The following is a 12,019-nucleotide window of genomic DNA, read 5'->3' on the forward strand; positions in this document are numbered from 1 at the left end:
GCCGCCGTTCGGAACCGGCCACCGTGCCCGCGCGCCGCGGGCATCCAGGGATCTCCCACGCCCGCGCACCCATCACCGCTTATCGAAAATTGTGCAATCTGCGATTCGCAGCTGACCGTATCGCAGGTCGCAGACAGGATAGGGCTCCGCCGCCGAGCTGTAACCTTTGTACGAACGTCCCACACAGGAGCGGAAGCGCCTCCGCCCAGCGCACAGCGATACCATGACCACCGTGGGTTCGCCTGTGCTTTTCGTCGCACTCTTCGTGCTCGTCGCGCTCGTCGTCGCGGTCGTCCTCGCCCGCCGGGCGCAACGGAAGGTCGCCGCACGGGATGCGGCGAGGCACGACGGAGACGCCGCACGGCCGGGTCCGTGGGTGGTCCGGCTGACCGGGCAGCTGGACGGCCCCGCCGCGGTCACGGCACACTCCCCTGCCGCCCACGCATGCCTCCAGCGCGCCGGCGAATGCAGGTCACGCGCGGCCGGCCTGCTTCCCCGCGCCGCCACGCCCGCCCTGGCGCTGCGCGCCCAGGAGGGCCGCCGTCGCGGGGTTGCACTTCGTGCGGGCCGCGCGCATCGCCGACGGTGCGGGCCCCGGCGCGCCGCTGCCGCCGCTCGCCGGGGCGGACACGGCCGGTGCCGTCGGCGCGACGCGGACGGTGTCCTGGGGCGGGCGCGAGGCCTCCGCGTCCCCCACCGCCTCGGACGACACGCCGCACTACTTCCCGGGCGGGCGCGTGCGCGGCCGGCCGGTGCCCGCGGGCTGGTACTCCGAGCGCTGGTGGTCCGCGGCCGACACGCCCGAGGGCTGGTCCGACGATGCCGCCGGGTACTTCGACACGCTGCTGGCAGGGCTACCGGGCGTCCCCTACGACGGCGACGACTTCGAGCGCGGCCACGGCGTGGACCCGGGGGTCCGGAACCCCACCTGATTCCGGCATCGGCGCCCGGTCGGCAGCCCCATCAGCTCTGGCAGTGCGGGCACCAGAACAGGTTGCGCCCCTGCAGCTCCGTGCGCAGCACCGTCGCCCCGCACACCCGGCACGGGCCGCCCGCGCGCCGATAGACGTAGGTCCGCGGCTTGCCCTTGGCGTAGGCGGGGTCGCCGTGGTCGTGCTCGTCGCGCACCACGACGATGCCGCCCGCCGTGACGCCGACGGCCATCAGCGCCGTCAGGTCCGACCACAGTGCGTCCCACTCGGCGCGGTCCAGCGACCGCCCGGGGCGCATCGGGTCGATGCCCTGCCGGAACAGGACTTCCGCGCGGTAGACGTTGCCGACGCCGGCCACCACCGACTGATCCATGAGCAGGCCGCCGATCGGGGCGCGCGACCGTGCGATGCGTCGCCACGCCCGCTCCGGATCCGCGTCCGCACGCAGCGGGTCGGGGCCCAGGCGCGCGCGCAGCCGCTGCACCGCCGCGTGATCGATCACCTCGCAGCGGGTGGGCCCGCGCAGATCGGTGCCGGATTCCGCACCGATCATGCGCATGCGCACCTGCCCGCGCGGCGGGTCCATCGGCACCGACTGCTCGTCGAAGACCCCGTAGATGCCCAGGTGCACGTGCACCGCCAGGTCGACGTCGTAGAAGTGCAGCAGGTGCTTGCCGTAGGCGTCCGCGCGCTCGAGCACCCGGCCGTCCACCAGCCGCGCCTCCTCCGCGAAACGCCCCTGCGGGCTGCTCACCCGCACCGGGCGCCCCGCGAACCGCTCCTGGTGGATCACGGCGAGACGGTGGACGGTGTGCCCCTCCGGCACGGCCGCGCGCGGTTCAGGCGCCGGGGACGGCGGGAGCCGTGCCGGAGCGCTCGTACTCGGCGAGGACGTCGATGCGGCGCTGGTGACGCTCCTCCTGCGACCACTGCGCGGACAAGAAGGCGTCGACGATCTCCTTCGCCTCGTCCGGCGAGTGCATGCGCCCGCCGATGCCCATCAGCTGCGCGTTGTTGTGCTCGCGCGCCAGCCGGGCCGTCTCCACGCTCCACGCCAGCGCGCACCGCGCACCCGGCACCTTGTTGGCCGCGATCTGCTCGCCGTTGCCGCTGCCGCCGATGACGATGCCCAGGCTGCCCGGGTCGGCCACCACCTTGCGCGCCGCGTCGATGCAGAACGCCGGATAGTCGTCCACGGCGTCGTACTCGAATGCGCCGCAGTCGACGGGCTCGTGCCCGGCCGCGGTCAGGTGCTCGATCAGCGTGGCCTTGAGTTCGAATCCGGCGTGGTCGCCGCCGAGGTATACGCGCATGGCCACGATTGTGTCAGCACGCTCCTGGTCCCGCTCCCGGGGCCGTGCGGCGGGCCCGGCCGCAGCCGGGCCCGCCGGGGACGACGCGCAGTCACTGACCGGTGGATCCGGCTTAGGGTGTGCCCACCATCTTGGCGGGGTCGACGATCTCGTCGAACCGGTCCGCCCCGATGAATCCGGTCGCCAGCGCCGCTTCGCGCAGGGTGGTGCCCTCGTCGTTGGCCTTGTGCGCGATCGCCGAGGCCTTGTCGTAGCCGATGACCGGGGACAGTGCGGTCACCAGCATCAACGAGCTTCCCACGAACTTGCCGATCTGTGCCCGGTTCAGCTCGGTCCCCGCTATGCAGTATTCCCGCAGCTTCACCGATGCGTCGCCGAGGATCCGCGCCGAATGCAGCACGTTGTTGAGGATGATGGGCCGCATCGCATTGAGCTCGAAATTGCCCTGGGTGCCCGCGATGGCGACACCACTGTCCTCGGCGATCACTTGGATGCAGACCATCACCATGGCCTCGCACTGCGTCGGATTGACCTTGCCCGGCATGATCGAACTGCCCGGTTCGTTCGCCGGCAGGACGAGCTCACCGAGACCGCAGCGCGGACCCGAGGCCAACCACCGGATGTCGTTGGCGATCTTCATCAACGGCACCGCTACCGCACGGAGCCCGGCGCTTGCGGCTACCATCGCATCCAATCCGCCCTGGGCGGCGAACTTGTTCTCCGCGGTGACGAACGGACGCCCGGTGAGCTCGGCGATCTTCGCCGCGACCTCGACATCGAACCCGGGTGGGGCGTTGAGCCCAGTGCCCACTGCGGTGCCGCCCATCGCAAGTTCGTAGAGGCCCGGCAGCGATGCGCGCAGGCGTTCGATGCCCTGCTCGATCTGCCGGGCGTACCCCGACCACTCCTGACCCACCGTCAACGGTGTCGCGTCCTCAAGGTGCGTCCGGCCGGTCTTGACCACCTCGCGCCACTGCTCCGACTTGGCGAGGAACTCCTCGTGCAGCGCGCTCAGCGCCGGGATCAGCCGCTCGAGGATCTCGGTGACCACGGCGATGTGCATCGCGGTGGGAAAGGTGTCGTTCGAGGACTGGCCCATGTTGACGTGGTCATTCGGGTGCACCGGGGTCTTGCTTCCGAGCTTTCCGCCGACGAGTTGGATCGCGCGGTTGCTGATCACTTCGTTGGTGTTCATATTCGACTGTGTGCCCGAGCCGGTCTGCCAGACGTACAACGGGAAACTCTCATCGAGGTCCCCGGCGATCACCTCGTCCGCCACATGCGCGATGAGCTCGGACTGCCAGGCCGGCATCCGGCCCGCCGCGCCATTGACCAGAGCTGCTGCCTTCTTGACGTATCCGTAGGCGTGGTAAACCTCGTGCGGCATCTTGTCGTTGCCGATCGAGAAGTGCACCAGCGAACGCTGGGTCTGGGCGCCCCAGTACCTGTCCGCGGGCACGTCGATCCCGCCCATCGAATCGGTCTCGTGCCGGGTGCCGGACGCATCGATTCCGATGCCGATATCGAGCACCTTCGGCGCTTCGTCGGTCATGCCGGGTCCCCCTGGTAGACCGGCTGCCACATCGCGTCCTGGACCGCCTGGACCAGGTTGTCGTACTTCTTCGTCGCCACCCCGTCGGCCATCGCCTGCTTGGCGACCGCGATCGCCACCGTGGCCGACGAGGCCCGCAGATCGTCGACCGGCGGCAGCAGCGACGCGCCCGGACCGCTCGGGTCCACCTGCACGGCCACCGCCTCGGCCGCCGCGAGCAGCATGCCGTCGGTGACCCGGCTCGCCCCGGAGACCACGATTCCCAGCCCCAATCCCGGATAGAGCAGCGCATTGTTGGCCTGGCCGATGTGATAGACGGTGCCGGCATAAGTCACCGGGTCGACCGGAATGCCGGTGGCGATGAGCGCCTTGCCCTTCGACCATGGCACGGCGTCGGCGGGCATGACTTCGATGCGCTCGGTCGGGTTGGACAGCGGCAGCAGGATCGGCCGCTCGACGCCGGCGCACAGCGCCTCGACGACCTCCTTGGTGAACGCATTGTGCGCGGTGGAGGTGCCGATCAGGATCGTCGGGCGCGCTTCTTCGATCACCGTGCGCAGATCGATCTTTCCGTCCGCACCGCGCGCGTAACCGGCGACCTCCGCCGCGGGACGCGCGTACGCCTGCTGATAGTCGGGCAGACCGGACATGTCGTCGGTGACCAGCCCATCCCTGTCCACCAGCCACACGCGGGCCTTCGACTCCTCGTCGGTGAGGCCGTCGCGGCGCATCGCGGCGCTGATCTGATCTGCCATGCCCGTGCCCGCCGTGCCTGCACCGAAGACCACCAGCCGCTGCTCGGCGAAGGACTCCTTGGTCACCTTCAGCCCGGACACCACCGACGACATGACGATCGCACCGGTGCCCTGCATGTCATCGTTGAAGATGCGGTAGCTGTCGCGGTACTTCTCCAGGATGCGGCGAGCATTCCCCGGCCCGAAGTCCTCGAAGTGCAGCAGCGCGTTCGGGTACAGGTCCGAGGCGGTCGCCAGGTACTGCGCGATGAAGGCGTCGTACGCCTCGCCGGTGATCCGGGCATGCCTGTTGCCCAGATACGCCGGGCTGTTGAGCAGTTCCTCGTTGTCGGTGCCCACATCGAGGTTCACCGCGATCACGCGCGCGGGGTCGATGCCCGCGGCGGCGGTGTAGATGGCGAGTTTGCCCACCGCGATATCGGATCCGTTGACGCCCCAGTCTCCGATGCCCAGGATCTCTTGCGCATCGGAGACGACGATGAGGTCGACGTCGTCCGGCCCCAGCCCGAGCGTCTCGAACGACGCCCGCATGTCCTCGGGGTGATCGATCGACAAATAGACGGCCCGGGAGATCCGGTAATCCAGACTCCATTTTTTGATCGCTTCACCGATCGTGGGATCGTAAACGACCGACAAGAGTTCTTCCAGGTGCTCCGAGATCACTTTGTAGTAGAGCACTTCATTCCGATCGTGGAGCTGATCGAGGAAAATGTACTTCTCCAGATCGGTCGCATACGAGCTCAGTTGCGCGTAGGAACGCGCCGCCTGCTCTTCCAGGGTCTCCACCCGGGACGGCAGGCGCCCCGTCAACCCCATCCGCGCCCGCTCCTCACGGGTGAAAGCGGTTCCCCTGTTCGTCAACGGATCGGTGAGAACGTGCGGTTTTTCTGACACTGGTCGCCTCGGCTTCCTTCGGGATTTCACAGCACCTTCGAGGACCAAGCTAGCCACAGTCTGAAAATAAAGTCACGATTTGGGAGTTTCTTCAGGAAAAACTGAATCCGGGTGCGGAGGCGGATCCTGGATGGTTGACTTGGACAGTTGGCTTGTTTTTCCCGGGCGCAACCGCAGCGCCGTCCGCCGGATCACCTCGACCACTGCACCCAGCGCGGTCGCCTGCGCGGCGGACGCCGGGCCGGAGCTCTGGGACGCGCGCCGGGAAGTTTCCGGCGCACCGCCGGGTTTCTTTGAATAGGGTCCGGCCGTGCGCGGGTTCGACAGGCCGCGTGTCCGGACCGGCTTGAACGGTTGCCACGGAAGAAGGAGTTTCAGCATGACCAGCATGGACTCGGTACGCACATCCGACACGGTCGTCATCGTCGGCGGAGGCCTCGCGGGCGCCAAGACCGCGGAGGCACTGCGCGCTGAGCAGCACACCGGTCCCATCGTCCTCGTCTCCGCCGAGCAGCACCTGCCCTACGAGCGCCCCCCGCTGTCCAAGGAGTATCTGGCGGGCAAGCAGTCCCTCGACGATTTCACCGTGCATCCGCGCGCCTGGTATTCGGACAACAATGTGGATCTGCGCGTAGGCGTGACCGCGACCGGTATCGACACCGCGCTGCGGTCGGTCACCCTCTCCGACGGTTCCGCCGTGGGGTATTCGTCGCTGGTGCTGGCCACCGGTTCGCGCTCCGCCCGCCCGCCCATCGACGGCGCCGACGCCGAGGGAGTGCACTACCTGCGCAGCATCGACGACGCCGCAGCGCTGTCCGGTGCGATCACCGACGGCACCCGGGTGGCGGTGATAGGCGGGGGCTGGATCGGCCTGGAGGTGGCCGCCGGCGCCCGCGGACGCGGCGCACACGTCACCGTCGTGGAGGCCGCCGACCAGCCGCTCAAGGCCGCGCTGGGGCCCGAGCTGGGCGCCGTGTTCGCCGCCCTGCACCGCGAGCACGGGGTGGACCTGCGGCTGCAGGCGACCGTCGCCGCCGTCACCACCGAGGACGACCGTGCGACGGGGGTGCGTCTGGGCGACGGCGAGCAGATCCCGGCCGACGTGGTCCTCGTAGCCGTCGGCGCCCGCCCCAACACCGAGCAGGCATCGGAGGCCGGCATCGCGGTGGAGCACGGGGGCGTGCTCGTCGACGCGGGCCTGCGCACGGCGGCGCCCGGGGTGTATGCGGTGGGTGACATCGCCGCCGCGCAGCATCCGCTGTTCGGCATGCGGATCCGCACCGAGCACTGGGCCAACGCGCTCAACCAGCCCGCGGTGGCGGCGGCCAACATCCGCGGCGGCAACGCCGAGTACGCACGGCTGCCGTACTTCTTCACCGACCAGTACGACCTCGGCATGGAGTACTCGGGCCACGCCGAGGGGTACTCCCGCGTGGTCTACCGAGGCGACGTCGACGGCCGCGAGTTCATCGCGTTCTGGGTGGATGAGGCGGGCGTCGTGCTCGCCGGCATGAACGTCAACATCTGGGACTCCACCGACGACATCAAGGCGCTCATCTCCGCCCGACGGCCGGTGGACCTGGGGCGCCTTGCGGACGCTTCGGTGCCGCTGGGCGAACTTGCGCTCTGACGTCCGCGACGGGCGCCGAGTCCGTGGTCATTCGGTGCTCTGAGCGTCTGGATCACCGACGAGCCGCCAACTCGGCGCGAACCCACGCCTTAGTCGAAGGCGGGTTCCTCGTCCCGACCCCGCTTGAGCTCGAAGAATCGACACAGATTTCGGACCAGCACGTTTCGGAAACATGCAGGTCCGGGCGTTACGCGGACACTGCCGATTACGTTGGTTACGGGCGCTCTATACCCTCCTGCGGGACCAGTGCGGGACGAGACAACGGCAACGCGGCTCTTGGTCCGGGGTCGCTGGGCTGGCACCTGATGGCCAAGAGCGCCACGGGCTAACGTTCGATCACCACGCCACAGGACTCCATCCACATCACGCGACCGACCTGATTAAATACCCGGATGGACCTCCACGAGAAACCCGCATGGTCACGGAAGCGGCTTCGTGTTCTCGGAGAGGCGCTGCGCGAAGGAGTCCCACCACCCAAAAGTTGCCCCTCCTACGCAGAGGTGATGCTCTGGCATCAAGACCTCGCATCCGAGGTGGCGGCACGTATCTTCACTACCAAGTGGGAGTCGTCAGACGTCGATCAATTCCTCATCGCCGCGCGATCGAAAACGCGCGATACCCTCGTCCAGAAACTCCAGAGGATGCAGATCGCGCTGGACTCCGTCCAGGACCTGGCCGGAGTCCGAATTGACGCAGATCTCTCGCTTGATGAACAGACCGGCCTCGCCACCGAGATAGCCACGCACTTCGGTGCTGAGTCCCAAGTGAAAGACATCCGCGAACACCCACACAGTGGGTACCGCGCCGTCCACGTCTGGCTCCGACTGCCAGCCGGCCGAGTCGAGGTTCAAATCCGGACCTTGCTACAGAGCGCCTGGGCAAACCTCTATGAACGGCTCGCAGACTGGGTCGGACGCGGAATACGCTACGACGAGACCCACGCGAACGCGAAGGTCAACGAGATCGTCTCCGCGCTCCACGAGATGGCGCGCACCGTGGAGCGCGTCGAACAAGCTCACCAGGCAGTCCTCGACTTCGAGGAGACGCTCGCGGCGAACCTCGCCTCGGGTGATGTGAACACTGTCACGATGGCCGCGGAATCCTATGCGGAACTGGCCCGGATGAAGGATCATGTGGAGTCTCAGCGGCAGCGCTACGCGGAAGCCTTCACTGAGGCGCTGCGTACACTCGAAGAGATGGAGGTGGGCTAGCAGATGCAGAGCTTCGTCATCGAGTTCAACCGGCACACGCGCGAGCGGACAGTGCACGCCATGGCTACCCCTCGTGAAGCGATCGAGTACCGGCTACGCCTGGAGCAGAACCGTGAGGACTCCAACATAGAGATCGTCGTTCTGACAAGCGCATCGTTGGAGACGCTTGAACGAACTCACTCGCGGTACTTCACGGGCAAGGAACGCCTCACCGCATAGACCACGCACAGTCGAACGGGGCGCAGTCATCACGATTGCGCCCCGTTCGACTATGGTCGGCCCCCGTACGTCGTCCACGCGCGGGGGCCGGGGTGGCCGCCACCCCTCTGAGCTGCGACCAGCGCGCATTCTACCCCGACCGTGTTCCATCAGCGGCAGGAATACGGCAACCCGCGCCTTCTTATAACGCCCGACGCAACACCCGCCGCCGCTGTGCGCGCACGACGCGGCCCCGGGCGCGGGGCCGGTCGGCCGGCACTGCCGATCACGCAATGTCCAGCTACCCCTGATCGTAGGCCGACCACTACGGCCGAGCCCAGTGATAGATCGGAGCGCCGCGCCCGGCCGGTCCGCCACCCAGCAGGAGCGCGGCGCCCCGGCATGCTCCGGCCCCGCCCATGGTTGGAACGCCTCAGGCGGGGCCGGTCCCGGCATCGGGGTGCCAGGGATACGCCGCCCCATGGGAGGGGTGGAGCGGCGCAAACCACACCCTAAAACGGGACGGACACCCCGGTACTGTGCGGCATCCGTTGGGCGGGAACAGGTACCGGACCCGTCACTCGGGGACCTTCGTCGCGTAAACCGTGCCGTCGAACGTTGCCGTCGTCACCGACGAGCCCCCTGAGATCTGTACCTGCACCGCCTCCGGGCCCGTCACCACAGACGCTGCCGTCGGCGAGCTCGCCGCACAGTGGGCGGCGCGCGGTGGACGGGACAACACGGCCGCCAATCGGCGCTCGCTCACCCTGAACCTGGGCGAACTCGCCGACATGCCCGTGTGGGCCGTGCGCGCCAGCCACATCGAGGACTGGCAGGCCCTCCTCGTGGCCGGGCGTCCGTGGGCGCGGAGAAAGCCGCTGGCCGCATCGTCCGCGGCGATCATGGCCGGCCAGCTGCTGTCCATCCTGCAACGCGCGCGGCGTGACGGGCTGATCCTCGCCGTCCCCGAACCCGATGTGCGCACGTCGCCGAGCGACACGGCCGTGCGCCGCGGCGACCTGCTCACCACCGACGACGTCGCCACGCTCGTCGCCGCCGCGCGCACCCCGCTACCCCGCTCCCCCTCGCGCCCGTGGCTGGGGCGGATGGTGCTCGTCGCCGCGGGGTCCGGGCTACGTGTGTCCGAGCTCGCCGGGCTGCGCGTGCGGGACGTCGACTTCCTGCGCCGCGAGATCCACGTGCGTGCCCAGGCGGACACCGCCGGCCGGGAGCATGCGGATCTGAAGTCGGAGGCGTCGGCGCGGACCGTGCCCGTGCCGCAGGGCGTGGTCGACGTGCTCGCCGAGCAGCTCGCCGCCTCGCCGCGCCGACCGGACGAGACGGTGTGGGCGCGCGACGACGGCGGCATGCACAACCGTGGCAGCGTCGGCCGGCCACTGCACAGGGTGATCGTGCAGCACAAGCTGCGCGGCGCGACGATGCACGATCTGCGGCACTTCTACGCGTCGGCGCTCATCGCCGCCGGCGTCCCGGTGACCGGGGTGCAGGCGGCGCTCGGGCACGCGTCCGCGGCGACGACGCTGCGCGTCTACGCGCACCTGTGGCCGGGCGCGGCGGACGTCACGCGGGCCGCTGCGGCGGGCGCTTTCGCGCTCGTGCGGGACGGATGCGGGACGGGAGCCAATCACGCCGCCCCTGACGACGCCGACAGTGCAGGTCAGCGCAGGTCAGAGGCCTAGTCGAAGGCGGGTTCCTCGTCCCGGCCCCGCTTGAGCTCGAAGAAGTGCGGGTAGGAGGCCATCGCGACCACGCCGTCCCAGAGTGTGCCGGCCTGCTCGCCGCGCGGGATCCGCGAAAGCACCGGCCCGAAGAAGGCGACGCCGTTCACGTGGATGGTCGGGGTGCCCACATCGGCGCCCACCTTGTCCATGCCCGCGTGGTGGCTCGCACGCAGCGCCTCATCGTGCTCGTCGGTGTGTGCGGCTTCCGCCAGTTCCGCGGGCAGTTCCAGCTCCGCCAGCGCACCCGCGATGACCGATTCGAAGTCCTTGTTCCCCTCGTTGTGGACGCGGGTGCCCATGGCGGTGTAGAGCGGTGCGAGGATCTCGTCGCCGTACTTCTGCGCCGTGGCGACGGCCACGCGCACCGGGCCCAACGCGGGCGCGATCTTCTCGCGGTATTCCGGGGTCAGGTCGTCGTTGCGCTCGTTCAGGACGACCAGGCTCATCACGTGGAAGCGCACGTCGATGTTGCGGACCTGTTCCACCTCGAGGATCCAGCGTGAGGTGATCCAGCACCAGGGGCACAGCGGGTCGAACCAGAAGTCCGCGCGATCGCGGGTGGCGCCGTCCGCGGGTGCCGTCGTCGTTGCCGCCTCTACCGTCCCGGTCATCTCCGTGCGCTCCTTCTGTCGACCATGCTGATTCCCCCGTCATCCACTACGGTCCAACGCCTGCATCACCGGTTCTCTTCCCCCGAAGTCTCCGCGGGCCGGAAGAAGCCCGCGCTCAGCGGCGCGTGGCGAAGACGGTGCCGACGCCGGGATCGACCTGGGCGACATCCCTGCCGAGCCCGGCGGTCATCGCGTTCCAACTGCGGAACACGGTGTCCCAGCCGATGTCCTGCAGCCAGCGCTCCACCTCGTCCTCCGCCCGGCCGGCGGCATCCGGCCCGCCCCACGGGCCGGGCGTAGACGCGCGCTCGGCCGCCGCTGCTTCGCCCACCACCTTCTTGCCCGCCCCCTTCTCCCTTGCTCCCTTCTCCCCTGCTCCCTCCTCTCCTCCGACGAGATTCCGATACTCGCGATACTGCGGACTCTCGGCGTCGACCGCGAACCGGCCGACCCCGAACCGGCTGCCGGCGGCGGACATCGCCGTGAGGTCCTCCACAAGCCGGCGTTTCCAATCTTCCGTCGGGTTCCCCAGCGTGCCTTCCTCGATCCACTGAGTGCGGACTTCCGGGCGGAACCCGCTCTCCAACAGAGCGCTCCGCCACTCGGAGCGCAGATCCGCCGGAACGACGTGCCGTGTGCAGGCGGGGGCCGCGCCCGCTCGCTCGAGAACCGGCTCCTTGAAGGCGAACGTCTCCGGGAGATCGAGCTCGAACACGACCGCATCCGGCGGCAGCCCCATCCGGAATGCCCGCGTGTCCAGTCCCGCGCCGAGCAGCACGAACTGTCGGATGCCGTGGTCGAGCGCGTCCCGGACGGTGCCGTCTACGAGGCGCACCCCGACCGTGCGCCCGTCGTAGAACCGCCCGGCCAGCGCCTCCAACCGTTCCCACCGCTCCCGCGGGAAGCCCGCCCGCGCCGCGTCCACGAAGGCCCGTGCCAGCGGATCGGAGTAGAGGCGGTCCGGCCGCGCGTACTCGCGGGCGCGGATCACCGCCACGCCGATCGCCGTCACCACGATCCCGTCCACCGGAACCGCGTCCCCCTCGCCCGCCGCATCTGCCATCCGCTCCGCTCCCCTCGATCGTCGGTGCCGGTCGGCAGTCTTCCACGCTCCGGCGGGCGACGCGTGCAGTTCCGGCATCGCCCATACCGTCAACGCCCGTACCGTCAACGCCGGTTCG

Annotated in this window: 12 protein-coding genes; 5 read left to right on the top strand and 7 right to left on the bottom strand. The window is 69.2% G+C overall.

Features of this window, described 5'->3' with window-relative positions; all coding sequences use genetic code 11:
* Positions 1–560 precede the first annotated feature (560 nt).
* Entirely contained in the window at positions 561–932 is a 372-nt protein-coding gene (locus H4F70_RS14755) for a hypothetical protein (RefSeq protein WP_182357707.1), read from the top strand.
* A 31-nt stretch (positions 933–963) separates the two neighbouring features.
* Here H4F70_RS14755 and H4F70_RS14760 read toward each other — a convergent pair whose 3' ends face one another.
* From H4F70_RS14760 to H4F70_RS14780, 5 genes are all read right to left on the bottom strand, one after another.
* The gene (locus H4F70_RS14760) at positions 964–1,758 is read right to left on the bottom strand and encodes an Fpg/Nei family DNA glycosylase (RefSeq protein WP_182357708.1); all 795 of its coding nucleotides are present in this window, start codon (positions 1,756–1,758) and stop codon (positions 964–966) included.
* A gap of 13 nt (positions 1,759–1,771) precedes the next feature.
* Positions 1,772–2,245 (bottom strand): ribose-5-phosphate isomerase, encoded by a 474-nt coding sequence (locus tag H4F70_RS14765; protein ID WP_182346786.1) that lies wholly within the window; start codon positions 2,243–2,245, stop codon positions 1,772–1,774.
* A gap of 112 nt (positions 2,246–2,357) precedes the next feature.
* On the bottom strand, positions 2,358–3,797 hold the full coding sequence (gene fumC, locus H4F70_RS14770; protein ID WP_182357709.1) for a class II fumarate hydratase: 1,440 nt from the start codon (positions 3,795–3,797) through the stop codon (positions 2,358–2,360).
* Entirely contained in the window at positions 3,794–5,476 is a 1,683-nt protein-coding gene (locus tag H4F70_RS14775) for an NAD-dependent malic enzyme (RefSeq protein WP_372497585.1), read from the bottom strand. The genes fumC and H4F70_RS14775 overlap by 4 nt, the downstream gene beginning before the upstream one ends.
* A gap of 42 nt (positions 5,477–5,518) precedes the next feature.
* Positions 5,519–5,836 carry a hypothetical protein gene (locus tag H4F70_RS14780; protein WP_182357711.1) on the bottom strand — a complete coding sequence of 106 codons (318 nt, stop codon included), beginning with the start codon at positions 5,834–5,836 and terminating at the stop codon, positions 5,519–5,521.
* Here H4F70_RS14780 and H4F70_RS14785 point away from each other — a divergent pair.
* From H4F70_RS14785 to H4F70_RS14800, 4 genes are all read left to right on the top strand, one after another.
* Entirely contained in the window at positions 5,835–7,076 is a 1,242-nt protein-coding gene (locus tag H4F70_RS14785) for an NAD(P)/FAD-dependent oxidoreductase (RefSeq protein WP_182360441.1), read from the top strand. The two genes, H4F70_RS14780 and H4F70_RS14785, sit on opposite strands and share 2 nt — an antisense overlap.
* A 392-nt stretch (positions 7,077–7,468) precedes the next feature.
* The gene (locus tag H4F70_RS14790) at positions 7,469–8,287 is read left to right on the top strand and encodes a RelA/SpoT domain-containing protein (protein ID WP_235681132.1); all 819 of its coding nucleotides are present in this window, start codon (positions 7,469–7,471) and stop codon (positions 8,285–8,287) included.
* Positions 8,288–8,347: 60 nt separating this feature from the next.
* On the top strand, positions 8,348–8,506 hold the full coding sequence (locus tag H4F70_RS14795; RefSeq protein ID WP_235681133.1) for a hypothetical protein: 159 nt from the start codon (positions 8,348–8,350) through the stop codon (positions 8,504–8,506).
* 584 nt (positions 8,507–9,090) lie between these two features.
* Positions 9,091–10,185, top strand: coding sequence for a tyrosine-type recombinase/integrase (locus H4F70_RS14800; RefSeq protein WP_182357712.1), 1,095 nt, complete (start codon positions 9,091–9,093; stop codon positions 10,183–10,185).
* Here the strand turns inward: H4F70_RS14800 and H4F70_RS14805 are convergent.
* Together H4F70_RS14805 and H4F70_RS14810 are read right to left on the bottom strand one after the other, a co-directional pair.
* Entirely contained in the window at positions 10,182–10,838 is a 657-nt protein-coding gene (locus H4F70_RS14805) for a DsbA family protein (protein WP_235681134.1), read from the bottom strand. The two genes, H4F70_RS14800 and H4F70_RS14805, sit on opposite strands and share 4 nt — an antisense overlap.
* A 115-nt stretch (positions 10,839–10,953) precedes the next feature.
* Complete coding sequence (locus H4F70_RS14810) at positions 10,954–11,901, bottom strand: SAM-dependent methyltransferase (protein WP_182357713.1); 948 nt, start codon at positions 11,899–11,901, stop codon at positions 10,954–10,956.
* Positions 11,902–12,019: the final 118 nt, after the last annotated feature.

This window comes from Tomitella gaofuii (genome assembly GCF_014126825.1).
Classification (GTDB): domain Bacteria; phylum Actinomycetota; class Actinomycetes; order Mycobacteriales; family Mycobacteriaceae; genus Tomitella; species Tomitella gaofuii.

Bases quoted from the DNA above. Each gene is read 5' to 3' on its own strand.
- H4F70_RS14790 (WP_235681132.1), top strand. From the start codon at position 7,469: ATGGACCTCCACGAGAAACCCGCATGGTCACGGAAGCGGCTTCGTGTT.
- H4F70_RS14785 (WP_182360441.1), top strand. From the start codon at position 5,835: ATGGACTCGGTACGCACATCCGACACGGTCGTCATCGTCGGCGGAGGC.
- fumC (WP_182357709.1), bottom strand. From the start codon at position 3,797: ATGACCGACGAAGCGCCGAAGGTGCTCGATATCGGCATCGGAATCGAT.
- H4F70_RS14810 (WP_182357713.1), bottom strand. From the start codon at position 11,901: ATGGCAGATGCGGCGGGCGAGGGGGACGCGGTTCCGGTGGACGGGATC.
- H4F70_RS14795 (WP_235681133.1), top strand. From the start codon at position 8,348: ATGGCTACCCCTCGTGAAGCGATCGAGTACCGGCTACGCCTGGAGCAG.
- H4F70_RS14765 (WP_182346786.1), bottom strand. From the start codon at position 2,245: ATGCGCGTATACCTCGGCGGCGACCACGCCGGATTCGAACTCAAGGCC.
- H4F70_RS14780 (WP_182357711.1), bottom strand. From the start codon at position 5,836: ATGCTGGTCATGCTGAAACTCCTTCTTCCGTGGCAACCGTTCAAGCCG.
- H4F70_RS14805 (WP_235681134.1), bottom strand. From the start codon at position 10,838: ATGACCGGGACGGTAGAGGCGGCAACGACGACGGCACCCGCGGACGGC.